This window comes from Nodularia chucula CCY0103, assembly GCF_963923915.1.
In the GTDB taxonomy this organism is placed as follows: domain Bacteria; phylum Cyanobacteriota; class Cyanobacteriia; order Cyanobacteriales; family Nostocaceae; genus Nodularia; species Nodularia chucula.
On the sequence record NZ_CAWUOL010000072.1, the window covers coordinates 1 to 17586 of the forward strand.

Consider the following 17586-nt stretch of genomic DNA (forward strand, 5'->3'; position numbering starts at 1 on the left):
TCAGGCTCTATCCCTTATTCAACAAGCTGTCTAGCTATGTTGTCACCCGTTAAGCCTCTTTAGTCATGAATCTTTCTACTCTGTTATTAAGGCTTTTTTGGGGATTTTTGTGTCAATTTTTCAAAACTACGTCTTTTTTACCTTCCTTGATTAATAAAAGTGATGCTTTGAGCATTTTTAGTCAACAAAAACTTATCTTTGCTACTGCCTGATTACCTACTTATTTCTTCTGTTGTTTTTTCACGACTTTTTCAGCAAGCCCGACATAAAAATCCCCCACCTTGCGGCAGGGGACTTTTATTACTCACCTACAAAACTAGTAGCGGAAATTAACCGAACTTACCAGCAGTGGAGGCAATCAAGAACGCTGCATAGGTAACAACATAACCAACGGTGAAGTGGGCTAAACCTACCAAACGAGCTTGAACGATAGATAGTGCAACGGGCTTGTCTTTCCAGCGAACTAAGTTAGCTAGAGGAGTACGTTCGTGCGCCCAAACAAGGGTCTCAATCAACTCTTGCCAGTATCCTCTCCAGGAGATGAGGAACATGAAACCAGTTGCCCAAACAAGGTGTCCGAAGAGGAACATCCAAGCCCAAACAGACAAGTTATTCACGCCGTAGGGGTTGTAGCCGTTAATTAACTGAGCAGAGTTAGCCCAGAGATAGTCACGGAACCAGCCCATCAGGTAAGTAGAGTTTTCGTTGAACTGAGCAACGTTACCTTGCCAAATACCTAGATGTTTCCAGTGCCAGTAGAAGGTTACCCAACCAATGGTGTTCAACATCCAGAACATCGCTAGGTAGAAGGAGTCCCAGGCGGAGATGTCGCAAGTACCGCCACGGCCTGGACCGTCGCAAGGGAACGCATAGCCGAAGTCCTTTTTATCGGGCATCAACTTGGAACCACGAGCGTCCAAAGCACCTTTAACAAGTACCAAGGTGGTGGTGTGAATAGCCAAAGCGAATGCATGGTGTACCAGGAAGTCGCCAGGGCCAATTGTTAAGAACAAGGAGTTGGTGCCAGAGTTGATGGCATCCAACCAGCCACCTAACCAAACGTTGCCGTAGTTAGGATACGCTGTGTAGGCTACGCTGTCGGGGTTAGACAGCAAGGTGTCTAAACCGTAAAGTACCTTACCGTGAGCAGCTTGAATGAATTGTGCGAACACAGGCTCAATCAAGATTTGCTTTTCAGGAGTACCAAAAGCTACTACTACGTCGTTGTGTACATACAAACCGAGGGTGTGGAAGCCTAAGAATAGCGATACCCAGCTGAGGTGAGAGATAATCGCTTCTTTGTGCTGTAGCACACGGTCAAGTACGTTGCCTTTATTTTGTTCGGGGTCGTAGTCACGTACCCAGAAGATGGCGGCGTGGGCAAAAGCACCAACCATCAAGAAGCCAGCAATATACTGGTGGTGGGTGTACAGCGCTGCCTGTGTTGTGTAGTCCTTAGCAATGAATGCATAAGGAGGCAGGGAGTACATGTGCTGCGCTACCAAGGAGGTGATGGTTCCTAGTGCTGCCAAAGCTAAGGACAGCTGGAAGTGCAGTGAGTTGTTAATGGTGTCGTATAGACCTTGGTGAGGCAGGTTGAATTGACCTTCACTCTTGCTACCAGGGACTAAACCGGATTTGGAGTTGAGCATTTCTTTGATGCTGTGACCAATACCGAAGTTAGTTCGGTACATATGACCAGCAACAATGAAAATAACTGCGATCGCCAAGTGGTGGTGAGCCATATCGGTCAGCCACAAAGATTCTGTCTGAGGATGGAAGCCACCCAAGAAAGTCAGAATAGCTGTACCTGAACCTTCAGACGTACTAAAAATATGGCCGGCAGTATCAGGGTTCTGAGCGTAAACGCCCCAGTTACCTGTGAAGAAAGGTGTCAAACCTGCTGGGTGGGGCAGTGTGGTGAGGAAGTTATCCCAACCAACGTGCTGTCCGCGAGATTCAGGGATAGCAACGTGAATCAAGTGACCAGCCCAAGCCAAAGAACTAACACCGAACAAACCAGCTAAGTGGTGGTTCAAACGGGGTTCAGCACTCTTGAACCAAGAGAGGCTAGGACGGAACTTGGGTTGCAAGTGCAACCAACCAGCAAATAAGAATAATGCTGCCAACAACAGGAGGAACACGGAACCGGTGTACAGTTCGCTGTTTGTCCGCATCCCGATGGTGTACCACCAGTGGTAAACACCAGAGTAAGCAATGTTTACAGGGTTGCTAGCGCCAGCTTGGGTAAATGCTTCAATAGCGGGTTTACCAAAGTGGGGGTCCCAAATCGCATGGGCGATAGGACGGACGTGAAGGGGATCTTTAATCCACTGTTCAAAGTTACCTTGCCAGGCTACGTGAAACAGGAGGCTGGATGCCCACAGGAAGATGATTGCCAAGTGACCGAAGTGAGTGGCGAAAATCTTTTGGTAAAGATTCTCTTCAGTCATGCCATCATGGCTTTCAAAGTCGTTGCCTGTAGCGATCGCATACCATATCCGACGGGTAGTCGGGTCCTGTGCGAGATCCTGGCTAAATTTTGGAAATTTCGTTGCCATAGGTTTGATAAATCCTCTGACTTTTAGCCATCAGGTGTCAGCTTTTAGAGTTCTGAGTTTTGAGTGCTAAGTTTTGAGCTTTGATGACTCAGCCCCTAGCACCCAGCACTCAGGACTCTTGAAGTGAATTGCTACCCTACTGAAAGGATGTGTGCATGGAAGAATGCCCAGGTTGTCACTATTCCTCCTAAGAGGTAGTGAGCTACACCTACAGCTCGTCCCTGAATAATGCTCAGAGCGCGAGGCTGAATTGCTGGTGCTACTTTCAGCTTATTATGCGCCCAAACGATGGACTCAATTAGTTCTTGCCAGTAGCCGCGACCACTGAACAGGAACATTAAGCTGAATGCCCAGACAAAGTGAGCGCCTAAGAATAGTAGACCATAAGCAGATAAAGCACTGCCGTAGGAGTTGATTACTTGTGCAGCTTGCGCCCACAAGAAGTCACGCAACCAGCCATTAATGGTGATGGCACTTTGGGCAAAGTTACCACCAGTAATGTGAGACACATTACCTGCTGCATCTACTGTTCCCCAGACATCTGATTGCATTTTCCAACTGAAGTGGAAGATCACAATCGATAGGGAGTTGTACATCCAAAATAATCCGAGGAACACATGGTCCCAACCAGATACTTGGCAAGTACCGCCACGACCTGGACCGTCGCAAGGGAAGCGGAAGCCTAAGTTTGCCTTGTCTGGAATCAGACGAGAACTACGGGCGAATAATACACCCTTGAGCAGAATCAGGACGGTAACGTGAATGGTGAAGGCGTGGATATGGTGGACTAAAAAGTCTGCTGTACCCAAAGTAATAGGCATCATTGCCACTTTGCCGCCTACAGCCAAAATACCGCCGCCAAAAGCATAGCTAACTGGCTCCAAAGCATTAGGAGCAGTACCACCAGGTGCTAGGGTATGCAGGTTTTGCACCCACTGAGCAAATACTGGCTGCAACTGAATTGCTGAGTCGGAGAACATATCTTGGGGACGACCCAAGGCACGCATTGTATCGTTGTGGATGTACAGTCCAAAGCTGTGGAAGCCAAGGAAAATACACACCCAGTTCAGGTGGGAAATGATAGCATCCCGGTGACGAATCACACGATCTAGCACGTTGTTTTGGTTCACAACGGGATCGTAATCCCGCACCATGAATATGGCTGCGTGAGCCGCACCACCAACAATCAAGAAGCCACCGATCCACATATGGTGGGTGAATATACACAATTGCGTTGCGTAGTCCGTTGCCAAGTAAGGATACGGAGGCATTGCGTACATATGGTGAGCAATGATGATGGTCAGTGAACCCAAGAAAGCAAGGTTAGTTGCCAACTGAGCGTGCCAGGATGTGGTCAGGTTTTCATACAAACCTTTATGACCTTCTCCTGTGAAGGGACCTTTATGGTTTTCCAGGATTTCTTTAATGCTGTGACCGATACCCCAGTTGGTACGGTACATATGACCAGCAATGATGAACAGAACCGCGATCGCCAAATGGTGATGGGCAATATCAGTCATCCACAAGCCGCCTGTTACGGGGTTTAAACCGCCCTTGAAGGTCAGGAAGTCAGCGTACTGACCCCAGTTCAAGGTGAAGAATGGTGTTAACCCACTAGCAAAGCTGGGATATAAATCTGTCAACAAGTCTTTGTTCAGGATGAACTCGTGGGGCAAAGGTATATCTTTAGCCGCTACACCTGCATCCATGAGTTTGTTGATTGGTGCTGACACATGGATTAGGTGTCCAGTCCATCCCAAGGAACCACAACCTAGCAATACTGCCAAGTGATGATTCAGCATTGACTCCACGTTCTGGAACCATTCCAGTTTGGGAGCGCGCTTGTGGTAATGGAACCAACCAGCAAATAGGAACAATCCTGCTAGTACCAAACCGCCAATAGCGGTTACGTAAAGCTGGAATGAGCTTGTGATGCCCCAGCCACGCCATACTTGGAACAAGCCAGAGGTGATCTGAATACCGTGGAATCCACCACCGACATCACCATTTAAAATGTCTTGTCCCACAATGGGCCAAACTACTTGAGCGCTGGGACGCACGTTGAGCGGGTCGCTCAACCAAGCTTCGTAATTCGAGAATTTAGCGCCGTGGAATAACATCCCGCTTAACCAAATCGCTACTACGGATAAATGTCCGAAGTGTGCCGCGAAGATTTTGCGAGAAATGTCTTCTAAATCGCTTGTATGTGTATCAAAGTCATGGGCGAGGGCGTGAAGGTTCCAAATCCAGGTGGTGGTTTTGGGACCTTTGGCTAAGGATCTGTCGAAGTGTCCTGGCTTTGCCCATTTTTCAAATGAGGTAGGAACCGGATCTTTATCAACAATCACTCTGGCCTTCTTCTCCTCTCGCTCCGGAGGACTAATCGTCATTCGACCTCCTCTCTTGGTAAGGAATGAGGAATCATAATTACCACAAAGTTTAACCTAGTCGCAAACTACAGACTTTCCTGGAGCAGTGATGAAGACTCTATGTGGAAGTTTGTTTCTGTGTTGAATTATAGAGTCATTACCAGTGCATTGTTAAACACATTTTAACAATAATTCAAATTAGCTGAAATAATTGCCTAATCAGCCTTTTAATTTCAAACTTTTGCGCGAAAAGTCAAGACTTTCTTGATTTAATTTACAAACAATAACAATTCGTAAAACTTATGGTTCAGCCCAGAAGCGTTGATATTGCAGCGTTATATTCCGGAAATTTTTTTTATGTTGCGATCGCTACCGGAATAAGCTAAAAAATTATTAATTATTTTTAAGATACTTCAGAAACTTAAAAGAAAATGTTAATTGACGAACGCTAGAAAAAAATCTCATCTTTTGGGATATGGTATCCGATGCCCAGTTTAAGCCAAAATAACTGAGTTCAGTTACTGACCACTATCAATAGGATAAAATGCATGAAATCTTGGCAGCAAGGGGTGTTCCACCAGATATTTTCTCTGAAATTTAATATTTTTAAGTGGCTGATCACATTAGTGCTGGTATTGACCTTAACCAGTTGCGGTGAAAAAGCAGGTAACCAAGAAATATCTATTAGCCAGAGAAATAACCCGCCCAAAATTTCTCAGATTTCTCAGCAATTTTCTGAAGTTTCTCCACCAGAGGTCATCCAGCAACTACGCCTCTCATTGGACAATTATCGCCCACAGGTAAAAATTCTCTCTCCCCAACCCGATCAAATTCTCCAAGACGATAAAGTTACAGTCAGCTTTCAGGTCAAGGACATACCGATATTTAAAGATCCAGAATTGGAATTAGGGCCTCATTTACAGGTAATTTTGGATAATCAACCTTATATAGCCGTTTATGACGTTAATCAGCCTTTAATTCTACCAGAACTCTCTCCAGGTACACATACCCTGCGCGTCTTTGCATCTCGTCCTTGGCACGAAAGCTTTAAAAATGAAGGTGCTTACGCCCAGACAACATTTCATATTTTCACCAAAACTGACGATAATAATCCCGATCCTCATCTGCCAGTTTTAACCTACAGCCGACCCAAAGGTAGTTATGGAGCAGAACCCATTCTATTAGACTTTTACCTAACTAACGCTCCTCTGCACCTTCTAGCTGAGGATAACCCCAACGATACCATCAGCGATTGGCGCATCCGTTGCACCATTAATGGTGAAAGCTTCATTTTGGATCGCTGGCAACCAATTTACCTGAAAGGCTTTAAACCCGGTAACAATTGGGTAAAACTAGAATTTCTCGATAATCAGGGAAATCCTCTGAAAAATGCCTTCAATACCACAGCCAGAGTGATTAATTATCAGCCCAAGGGTAAAGACACACTTTCCCGAATTGTCAGAGGAGAATTGTCAGCAGATGAAGCGGGTAGCATTGTAGATCCAAATTACACTGCTAAAAAACCAGTGGCTGAACCTGTACTTACTCCCAGCATTGAAAAAACACCGTCACCACAGCCCATACCTAAAACTCAACTTCCAGAAACACCGGTAATAGAACCAGAAGTTGTAAAACCTACACCTGAAATTGAAGCACCGGAAAAAGTAAGTAAACGAGAAACACCAAAGTCTGAGGGATTTTTCAAACGTTCGCCAGTCCCCACAACCGCACCGTTACCAGGAATTATTCAGTCCCCTGCATCAAAAACGCAACCTGAAGTGATTCCTGCACCTGAAATTGAAGCACCGGAAACACCAAAGTCTAGTGAGTCGCCAGCACCGGAAGAACAACCAGAGGTAACAGGTGAATCAACACCATTACCCACAAAAATTACTCCCAATGCTGAAAAACAGGGATTAAAAAGATTACAAAAATATTTCCAGCCTCGAAAGTTACCAAATGATCAACCATCTGCCATTGAGTCTCCAGTAGTTCCAGAAACTACACCCACACCAGAACCAGAGGAAAAAGCTGGAGAATATAAAATTACCAGTTTTGATCAATCATGATCACCATTGCCAAATTTATACAGCATTACCCATACCAAAGCACAGTCAATGACTCCCCGTGTTCGAGCGCCAGAATTACCACAAAATTATACTTGGCTTAATACTGCTCAACCCTTATCTCTTAAAGAACTCAGGGGTAGAGTCGTAATTTTAGACTTTTGGACATACTGCTGTATTAATTGTCTGCATATTCTCCCAGATTTGAAATACTTAGAACAAAAATATCCAGATAGTTTAACTGTCATCGGCGTACACTCGGCCAAATTTGACAACGAAAAAGAAATTGAGAATATTCGCCAAGCCATCCTGCGCTACGACATCGAACATCCAGTTTTAGTTGACCGTGATTTTCGGGTTTGGGAAGAATATGCAGTGCGTGCTTGGCCTACCTTCATGATTATTGATCCAGCAGGTTACGTCGTAGGTTATCTTTCGGGTGAAGGTAAGCGTGATACTTTAGACGAGTTAATTCAGCAGTTAATTAATCAACACCAAGCAAAAGGTACAATTAACTTTCAGGAAATCAGCCTCACTTTAGAAAAACAGCGTCAACCATTAACTACACCATTAGCTTTTCCCGGTAAAGTTCTCGCCACTCCCGCCGGCTTATTTATCGCTGATTCTGGACATCATCGTGTGGTGATGAGTAGCTACGAAGGAGAAATTCTACAGATAATTGGGACAGGAAAATCTGGCTTAACCGATGGTGGATTTAACGAAGCGCAGTTTTTCGCACCCCAAGGAATGGCATTTGACCAAGAAAATCAAATTCTGTATGTTGCTGATACAGAAAATCATAGCCTCCGACAAGTTGACCTCAAAAGTCAAAGAGTCAAAATCATCGCCGGAACTGGTGAACAAAGCTACAATATGCGTCCTCATGGGGGTGCGGGATTAGAAACGTCCTTAAATTCCCCTTGGGATCTGGTGCAATGGGGACAAACCTTGTTTATTGTCATGGCTGGTTCCCATCAAATTTGGCAAATGAACTTAGAAAGCGGTATTGTGACAACCTATGCTGGTACTGGTGCAGAAGCTTGTATGGATGGTGTGCTTACAGAGTCAGCCTTTGCCCAACCCAGTGGAATCACTACCGATGGAGAAGAATTATATATTGCTGATAGTGAAGTCAGTTCCATTCGTGGCGTGAGACTCAAAGAACCCCAACAAGTCAGAACCATTTGTGGTAGTGGAGATTTATTTGGTTTTGGTGATGTTGATGGAGCAAGCGAGAATGTCCGCTTGCAGCATTGTTTGGGAGTGGAATATGCCCAGAATTATCTGTGGGTAGCAGATACTTACAACCACAAAATTAAATTAGTCAGCCCCAGTACAGGCAATTGTCAAACAATTTTAGGAGATGGTTCTGCGGGTTTAAAAGACGGTCAAGGTCAAAATACACGCTTCTGTGAACCTTCGGGACTGAGTATGATGGAAAACTATCTATATATTAGTGATACCAATAACCACGCTATCCGTCGAGTAGATTTGAATACCTTTGAAGTGACAACTTTAGAGTTTCCTGATTTGTGTGCGCCAGATATGTGTATTCCACCGATGGGGTAGAAGAACAAAAAACCTCCGCGTACCTTTGCGCTAACCTCCGCGCCCCTCTGCGTTTAAAAAGTCATCATTATAGAAAATATACTGAAAAATTCCTACCAATAACTAGTAAATATCACAATACAAGCTTATTACTTCAGCAATGCACTCTCACAGAATCATCCACTTGATTACTTACCGATGTATTTACTAAAACGAAGTAAAAAAAGCATCATGAAAATCTGACAATCTTTTACATAAAAAATCAACAAATACATGGTAGATTTTAAATCCATTCTTTTCCATTCAAGGGTCGCCCCATGCATCTACACTATTTACACACCCAACACCTTGAGGAATTAGTTAAGAGTAGTAGTATAGATTTACACTTAGCGCAACTAAATTTTAAATCTTTATCCGACGTATCAGCTTATGAGTATCTATTAATTTCTGAGGATCTTCCCCGGACTAACACTGGTAGGGTAAAAAATAGTTGGTTACAGCGCTACAATCATGTCACAGCAGGGGGTTGGTGGTGTTCTGGCTTAGATCCTTTGAATAATTGGCAATCAATGGAATGGGGATGTTTTAAACCTAACCAACCCAGAATCAGTAATAAGGGAAAATCGATTAAGTACGAACATCCACCCAGCACACCTACAAGGGTATTTTGCCTGCGGGTGACAATGAAGATTTGGCAGCAAGTGTCTCAACGGTATAATTTAGCTATACCCACGAGTATCAAGATCAATCAGGATGGAGAGGCTGAGGGCTTTTGGCAATGGGTAATGCAGCAGAGTATACCTATAATTATCTGCGAGGGTGTGAAGAAAGCAGCAGCATTATTAACACAAGGATACGCTGCGATCGCCATTCCGGGAATTACCAGTGGTTATCGGGTCGTCAAAGATATATCTGGTAAAGTCACCACTCGTCAACTGATTCCTGACTTAGCAGCCTTTGCTATCAAAAAACGTACCTTTTATATTTGCTTTGATTTTGAAACTCAACCCAGAAAAATTGCTGCTATCAATAACGCCATTTCCCAATTAGGTTGTTTATTTCAATCAAAAAAATGCCCTGTCAAAGTTATCCAACTTCCCGGAATAGAAAAAGGTGTTGATGAATTAATTGTTGCTAAAGGTGTAAGTGCTTTCGAGAAAGTTTATCGCCAAAGTAATGATTTAGAAATTCATTTAGCCCAAAGTCAACCCCATAGTCAATTAACTATTCCGGCTACACTCACAGTTAACTGTCCTTACTTAGAAGACATTTGTTATCCCACGGCGGGATTAGTAGGAGTCAAATCAGCCAAAGGTACAGGAAAAACCACAGCACTGCAAGGCCTGGTTAATCAAGCTAAAACTTTAAATAGACCTGTATTATTAATTACCCATAGGATTCAATTAGGTCGGTTTTTGTGTAAAAAAATTGGTATTCAATGGGGATTAAATCATAGTGAATATTTAATGCAAGCAGATCAGGTTTTACCTGTCATCAGCGACACATTGGAAATCACTAATTCTTTTGGTTTATGTGTTGATTCTTTGTGGAAACTTAACCCCCAAGATTGGCAAGGAGCGATATTAATTCTGGATGAAGTAGAACAATCTTTATGGCATTTATTAAATAGTAGCACTTGTAAACATAAACGAGTGAAAATTTTAAAATTATTTCAACAGCTAATTTCTACAGTGTTAACAACAGGAGGTTTAGTAGTTGCCCAAGATGCTGATTTATCAGATGTATCTTTAGAATATTTACAAAGATTATCAGGAATCAAATTAACCCCTTGGCTGCTAGTAAATAAATGGAAACCCCAGACAGGGTGGAAGGTGACTTTTTATGATTCTCCTAACCCCACCCCGTTGATACATCAATTAGAATTAGATTTAATAGCAGGGCGTAAATGTTACGTTACTACTGATAGTCGTTCTGGGCGTTATAGCTGTGAAACCATTGAAGGCTACCTCAAAGAACGGTTAGCAAAATTACGACAGCAATTTCCTAAATCATTAGTAATTAGTAGTCACACAACCAGTACACCTGGTCACGCAGCAGTTGATTTTGTTGGAGATATTAATCAAAAAATTCCGGAATATGATGCCGTTTTTGTAACTCCTAGCTTGGGGACAGGAATTAGTATTGATGTCCAACATTTTGACCGAGTTTATGGGATATTCCAAGGGGTGATTCCTGACTCGGAAGCACGACAAGCATTAGCACGAGTCAGAGATGATATACCACGAATAGTGTGGTGTGCTAAACGGGGAATAGGTTTAATTGGCAGTGGTAGTACAAATTATCGCTTACTGTCTGACTGGTATCAAGAAAATCAAAAAGAAAACTTAGCTTTGCTGAGTCCTTTACATAAAATAGATGTAGATTTGCCATTAGTTTATGACCCGGTGCATTTGCGGACTTGGGCAAAATTATCTGCAAGGGTAAATGCTTCTATTCGTCTGTATCGGCAATCAATGCAAGATGGTTTAATAGCAGATGGACATCAAATGTGGTTAAGGAGTAATGCTGCTCACAATAATATTATCAGAGATTTACGCCTAGCATTTTTAGCTACTGATTCTGATGATGTAGAAAACCGGAAAAGATTAGTTGTAGAAATTGTTAAAGTACAAAGAGACTGGGCAGAAAAACGTCAGAAAGCTAAAGATATTAAATGTCAAATTAGAGAAATTAAGCACCAACATCAATTATTAGCCGCGAATGCTGTAGCTAATGCGAGAGACATCAATTATGTAAAATATGATCAACTATTAAATAAACATTCTCTATCAGAAGCTGAACGTCACCAAATTGATAAATATACCCTCAGACAAAGGTATGGTATTCCGGTTACTTCTGAATTAAAGTTGCGAGAGGATAAAGGATACTATTTTCAATTATTAATTCACTATTATCTTACACATGAAAGTGAGTATTTTCATGTCAGAGATCAGCAAGAGTGGTATCAACAATTATTGTGGGGTGATGGTAAAGTTTTCTTGCCAGATTTAAAAACTTATACCTGTAAGGTTGAAGCTATGCGGGCGTTAGGAATGCTACAACTTCTAGAACCAGAAAGAAAATTTACAGAACATCACCCTGATTTAGTCCTACTAAAAGATGTTGCTACTCAGCATAGTAAACATATTAAAAGAGTGCTAGGTATTGATTTGGTGAGGGGGAAAGAAAGTATTTCAGCGATAAAAATATTTAGCCGACTGTTAAACTTATTAGGTTTGAAACTAAAGCGAGTTGATGACACATATCAAATAGACTCAGAGACATTATATGATGGCAGGGAAAAAATATTTACAATTTGGCATCAACGAGATGAATTAATGTTGGCGGGTATAAATAATTTTGAGCGTAAAACGGCTAATAATTCTTCAAAATTTCAGGTTGAATCTGGGAAAAATAAATACGTCGCCGTCAATAATTAAATGGGAGGCGTTGCAGAATAGAAATATGAATTAGTGCGCTCGCTATGAAATATCCAAAATGTGCATCAACTCATATTCGCAAAAATGGTAAACAAAATCATATATGTGTTAAATGTGGTCGTCAGTTTATTGATTCTATAAATCGAAGAGTTACTAAGAAGAAATAAAATGTGAATGTTTAGAAATGTATGTCAATGGATATGGTTTTCAAGCAATAGAACGGGTTAAAAACGTACATCATACGACAGTCATAAACTGGGTAAAAGAGGTAGGTAACACCTTGCCACATACACCAGAATATGATGAAATACCAGAAATTACCAAATTGATGAATTAGAAACATTTATATGTACATTTTGTGGGATGGTAACTGGGATAGACCAGAAATAGAGATATCTGATTCGTCACAAGGTCTAATTAAACTGGGAAGGCTTTTTTTTAAAATTAAGGAAAACTTTAAACTTCAGGCAGCGCAAAAAAAATCAGATTTTTATTCTGAAAACCTTGAGGGTCTTTTAGTGAGATTATCTCAAAGCCAATATGTAGAAAAATTTGATTTACTTAAGATTTTTATTGATAATAAACATCTTGTATTTGAAGGCTCTCAATCAGCTTTTGACAAGCTGGGTATGTCATTATTAAACTACTTTCATGAAAATAGTCACAAAAATGAACATTTTCATTTAGATTATGTGGAACAAGACCCCCTGTTAGCACCTACAAACTGCTCCATAATATTTTTATGTGCAGAAGGAGAGGGAGTTAAATCTGGTTTATGCTTAATAAATGGGGTCGATTTAGATTAAACAACTTGAAAATTTGTTGCTTCCTCCATTGGCTCATAACTATGATTTAATTGTTCAATGCCCCGGTCAATTAAATCTAAACCTTGCTGAACTGTTTCAATTAAACTTAAATTTCCTCGTAATTCAGCCGCACCGACAAAACCTTTGGCGTACCAAGTCATGTGTTTACGGGCTTGACGGACTCCGCGATCGCCTTTATATTCCCATAATGCTTGCAAATGATCTTTGGCACATTCCAAGCGCTGAATAGGACTAGGTGGTAATAACATTTCCCCGGTTTTTAAGAAGTGATCAATTTCTCCCACCAAAAAGGGATAACCCAAAGTACCACGAGAACACATCACCCCATCAGCGCCAGTTTGTTCTAAACATTTTACAGCCGCTTCCACTGAGAAAATATCCCCATTTCCAATTACCGGAATAGAAAGCACTTCTTTTACACGAGTAATCCATTCCCATCGGGCATTACCATTGTAGCCTTGAGCGCGGGTGCGTCCATGCACTGTAATCATTTGCGCCCCAGCATATTCCATGCGCTTGGCAAAATCCAGAATTGTAATTTCCTGATCATTCCAACCTATGCGGGTTTTGACAGTAACGGGGACATTAACAGCTTTCACCACTTCCCTGACAATTGCTTCTGCTATTTCTGGTTGACGCAATAAAGATGAACCGCCACCGTTTTTAGTAATTTTATTTACCGGACAACCCATATTAATATCAACAGTATCAGCACCTTCGGCAACTGCTTTTATGGCTGCTTCTGCTAAAAAATCCGGGCGACAATCAAATAATTGAATGCTGATTGGTCTTTCTTGGGGGTCTACCTCCATAATTTTGGGTAATTCTTTGACATAGTGTAACCCCGTAGCATTGACCATTTCTGTATACAACATGGAATCGGGCGCATAGCGACGCACCAGACGACGAAACACCATATCTGTCACCCCGGATAAAGGGGACTGAAGGACTCGGCTTTTAACTTCCAGGGAACCGATTTTCAGGGGTTGAGAAAGTTTAGCTTTTAAAGTAGGAGATAGTATAACCATAAGATTTAATGTTGTGAAAAATGATGAGGTTAATTTTAGTGTAAAGGAGTAGAAATAGTTTCGCGCAGAGACTTTTCAGGGGCAAAGGTTAGACCAATTTCATATAAAGAAGCATCAAAAGAACCCCTCCCTAACGGCAAGCGAGGAACCACTATGTCCTCTACGATCTTAATTAACCGCTTGTTTCGACGAACGTTTCCTAAGTCTACCTGAGACAGTTCCTTGGCTGCCCACTTTTCCATGATTCCATTACCCGATTCTGTTCTCTCCGCACTATACTTAGCAAGCTGTTTCCGCTTATGTTAAGTATTTTATTGGATTCTTAAGAAAGATCCGGGTAATGGATAGCTCTCACTGGGAGGGGCTGGGGGTAGGGTTCCGTTCACCTCCTAGTCATCAACCCCCTAGATTCCTCAACCAAGCGAATAAACTCACCCCGATAGCCTTCCTTATCTTCTCCCCTAGCTTGAGTAGCCAAATTCATCACCAAATCCAAATCTGCATTTCCCTTATATTCAGAATCACGCAACACCATTCCAAAAGTCGCCACCGCCGCCGCAAATCTCAAATCAGTGGAAGGTACTCTGTCCCCATTGGAATCTGGGATAGTTTGGGTAATCAGTTGACTAGTGTTTTCTTGGGGTAACTTATAACGGAGTTTGACCAACATCATTTCATTTCCCGCACTATTGGCCGTAGTCACATCAGGACGCTGATAACGCAAAGGGTCTACATCCGGTAGTTTTACACCACTCTCTATACCAGTGGGAATCACTTCATACAGTGCTGTCACAGAATGACCAGCCCCAATTTCCCCTGCATCTTTTTGATCATTATTAAAATCTTGGTTTTGCAATAGGCGGTTTTCGTAACCAATCAAGCGGTATGCTTGGACTTTAGCAGGATTAAACTCCACCTGAATTTTCACATCCTTAGCAATGGTAAACAGAGTTCCCCGAATGTCATTAACTAAGACTTTTTGAGCTTCTAATAAAGTATCAATGTAGGCATAGTTGCCATTACCCTTATTAGCTAGTTGCTCCATTTTGCCATCTTTATAGTTACCAGTCCCAAAACCCAGAACAGTGAGGAAAATGCCCTGGTCTCGCTTCTGTTCAATTAGTCGTGTCAATTCAGCATCACTAGAAATCCCAACATTAAAATCTCCATCGCTGGCTAAAATTACTCTATTATTACCAGACTTGAGAAAGCTTTCTCTAGCGACGTTATAAGCCAATTCAATCCCCTGACCACCCGCCGTAGAACCTCCCGCCTCCAAGCGGTCAATGGCCGCCAAAATTTCTGCTTTTTCACTCCCAGAGGTCGCAGGTAATACTAACCCAGCATTCCCCGCATAAACTACCAAACTTACCCGGTCTTGAGGACGTAGTTCATCCACTAGCAATTTCAAGGACTGTTTTACCAAGGGTAATTTATTGGGTTCATTCATGGAACCAGAAACATCAATCAGAAATACTAAATTGCTGGGTGGTAAGGTTTCACTTTCTAAGCGTTTACCTTGCAAACCTACCTGTACTAGCTTGTGTTGCGGATTCCAGGGCGCAGCAGTAACTTCAGTAGTCACAGAAAAAGGGCGATCGCCTCTGGGTTGAGGATAATTATAAGTAAAATAGTTAATTAATTCCTCTATCCGCACCGCATCTTTGGGTGGCAATTGCCCTTGAGTAATAAACCGTCGCATATTACTGTAGGATGCTGTATCTACATCTATAGAAAAAGTGGAAAGAGGGTCATTACTGACGCGATGAAAAGGATTATCTGAAATCCGGTTATAGTTCTCAGTGTTGAATGTACCACCTGTTTGGACTTCAGGGGCAACCATACCCTCAATACTGCTACGAGTTTGAACTCCAGGGCGACTGGGACTGACAAAACCTTGATCTTGGACAGATGGCGAGGGTATACTAGCGGGTCTAGTCTTGGCGATAGACTCAGCCTGATCACGTTCTCTGGTAGCTATGTCATTACCAGATGCTAACTCATTCAGCGAATTGTTGAGGGTTGTTAACTCCGGTGCAAATTCTCTCTGTAATCGTTGCAGGGTTTTTAAGTCTGTTTGGGAAACTGTTGTGGAGTCAGTTACATCTAAACAATTATTCAAGACTGTAGCAAACTCTGTGCGAGTTATAGGAGAACTGCCAAAGTTCTGCACGGGGACGACACAACTATAATTTTTGACTAATGCTTGGAGTGCTTGGTAGTCCGAGTGATTGGGTAAAATGGAGTTATTTGGATTACTTTGATTGGCTGGAATGGCAATTGTCAGAGAATGATGTAACACCGCAATTCCTAATGACGGTATTAACAATAAGAGTATTAAGACACTCATTCTCTGCCACATTTTGGACGGAATCGGGTAAGACATGGCTAAATCCTCACAATCTATGTGACACTTACCCAGAATATTCCTAAGTAACCTGATATTTCCTCGCTGTTACAGTTTTGGTAACTGTTGCATTTTTAAATTGGTCTAACTTTCCTCTGAAGTTACACCAATTTAATATATATAGCAACCGCCAAGGAAGTTAGGACATAAACTGACCATAAAAGTTAGATACCAAAAGGCTTTTATCCTACTCCCCACACTCCCCACACCCCCACTCTCTACTCCCCAGCTATAGCTGCATAAAAAGAACCCCACCCTTAAATGATACAAAAAAAGCTCTATCAGATGTAAAGCAGCAACATGAACAAGCTACAAATACAAAAGATAGAGACAAATTGTCAACTGGCGACTAGAAGTCGCGGCTATACAAACTAAACCTAGCTGCGCGGGTTAAAAACCCCACTTTTTCATTACCTCTAGAGAGATCACAAGACTATCTGACCAACTTGCGGCGACGACCTAATAGACCAATAACACCAACACCAAGTAGAGTACCAAGACCAAGGCTAGGCTCAGGAACAACCACAGATGTCAGTCCAATCAGACGCTGATCGGTACTGATACTATCTACTAAGGTAGCTGCACCTGTGTCCAAGTTGATGGTATATAGATTGGAGCCAGATGCAGAGGTGGGAGTCGCTGCCAAAAAGGCAGTATTCACCCCATTTTCTGTGAAGATATCAAACCCTGCTGCCGAGCTAACATCGAAACCTAGCTCACCTACTAGTACCTGAGTGCCATCATTTGGAGGGTTTTGGATGAACAAGGCATTACTGATATAGTCAACGGTGTACAACGTGGTTCCAGTTGCCGGGTCATTATCACTATTAGTGTATGCCGCAGCAGTGATGTTGGGATCTCCTGGGTTTAATGTCCCATCAACAATCACCTCACCAGTCTCTACATTGATGCGGTAGTTTTGGTCATTGCCACCAACAACCCGCAGACGATCTGGAACTGGGTTGAAGTCTACTCCAGAAATAGTCCCTCCGTTGAAGGGTAAGGAGAGGGTACTGACAAAAGAAGCATTACCAGTGAATGGGTTAATGGTGTATAGGTTGTTGGTAGTCGTGAGACCATAGATCAGATTGTTAGCTGGGCGACGGTCAATACCCAACAAAAAACCCTCGACCCCAGTGACTGAAACTGTACTAGTAGTAGTGGGATTGTTGGAATCAAAAAGAACTAGATTGTTGTTTTCAGTTAATCCTACCAGACTAACAGCCGCGGCCTCTTTGGCGACGCTGACTACATCAAATATCGTTGCTACTAAAAGTGCAGTGATAACTGTACTTAATTTACTTATTTTCATTGAAAAGCCTTTAAATGGAAATTTAACT

10 protein-coding genes and 1 pseudogene are annotated in these 17586 nt (G+C 42.3%); 5 read left to right on the forward strand and 6 right to left on the reverse strand.

Features of this window, described 5'->3' with window-relative positions:
• Positions 1–329 precede the first annotated feature (329 nt).
• Complete coding sequence (gene psaB / locus ACM0OP_RS17505; protein WP_414529700.1) at positions 330–2561, reverse strand: photosystem I core protein PsaB; 2232 nt, start codon at positions 2559–2561, stop codon at positions 330–332.
• 131 nt (positions 2562–2692) lie between these two features.
• Positions 2693–4951, reverse strand: a complete 2259-nt coding sequence (gene psaA, locus ACM0OP_RS17510) for a photosystem I core protein PsaA (protein WP_414529701.1) — start codon at positions 4949–4951, stop codon at positions 2693–2695.
• A gap of 527 nt (positions 4952–5478) precedes the next feature.
• Between psaA and ACM0OP_RS17515 the strand changes: the two genes are divergently transcribed.
• From ACM0OP_RS17515 to ACM0OP_RS17535, 5 genes and pseudogenes are all read left to right on the forward strand, one after another.
• Positions 5479–6999 carry a hypothetical protein gene (locus ACM0OP_RS17515; RefSeq protein ID WP_414529702.1) on the forward strand — a complete coding sequence of 507 codons (1521 nt, stop codon included), beginning with the start codon at positions 5479–5481 and terminating at the stop codon, positions 6997–6999.
• A 48-nt stretch (positions 7000–7047) separates the two neighbouring features.
• Positions 7048–8565, forward strand: coding sequence for a thioredoxin-like domain-containing protein (locus tag ACM0OP_RS17520; RefSeq protein WP_414529703.1), 1518 nt, complete (start codon positions 7048–7050; stop codon positions 8563–8565).
• Between the two features lie 296 nt (positions 8566–8861).
• Positions 8862–11984, forward strand: coding sequence for a plasmid replication protein, CyRepA1 family (locus ACM0OP_RS17525; RefSeq protein ID WP_414529704.1), 3123 nt, complete (start codon positions 8862–8864; stop codon positions 11982–11984).
• 44 nt (positions 11985–12028) lie between these two features.
• Positions 12029–12332, forward strand: a pseudogene (locus tag ACM0OP_RS17530) (IS1/IS1595 family N-terminal zinc-binding domain-containing protein); the annotation flags it as partial.
• Complete coding sequence (locus tag ACM0OP_RS17535) at positions 12332–12790, forward strand: hypothetical protein (RefSeq protein WP_414529705.1); 459 nt, start codon at positions 12332–12334, stop codon at positions 12788–12790. The pseudogene ACM0OP_RS17530 and the gene ACM0OP_RS17535, both read left to right, overlap by 1 nt.
• Here ACM0OP_RS17535 and dusB read toward each other — a convergent pair.
• The 4 genes from dusB to ACM0OP_RS17555 form a co-directional block, all read right to left on the reverse strand.
• Positions 12787–13839 carry a tRNA dihydrouridine synthase DusB gene (dusB, locus tag ACM0OP_RS17540; protein ID WP_414529706.1) on the reverse strand — a complete coding sequence of 351 codons (1053 nt, stop codon included), beginning with the start codon at positions 13837–13839 and terminating at the stop codon, positions 12787–12789. The genes ACM0OP_RS17535 and dusB overlap by 4 nt on opposite strands.
• 35 nt (positions 13840–13874) lie before the next feature.
• The gene (locus ACM0OP_RS17545) at positions 13875–14081 is read right to left on the reverse strand and encodes a transposase DNA-binding-containing protein (RefSeq protein WP_414529707.1); all 207 of its coding nucleotides are present in this window, start codon (positions 14079–14081) and stop codon (positions 13875–13877) included.
• 140 nt (positions 14082–14221) lie between these two features.
• On the reverse strand, positions 14222–16225 hold the full coding sequence (locus ACM0OP_RS17550; protein WP_414529708.1) for a vWA domain-containing protein: 2004 nt from the start codon (positions 16223–16225) through the stop codon (positions 14222–14224).
• Between the two features lie 454 nt (positions 16226–16679).
• On the reverse strand, positions 16680–17558 hold the full coding sequence (locus tag ACM0OP_RS17555; protein ID WP_414529709.1) for a DUF4394 domain-containing protein: 879 nt from the start codon (positions 17556–17558) through the stop codon (positions 16680–16682).
• Between the last annotated feature and the right edge of the window lie 28 nt (positions 17559–17586).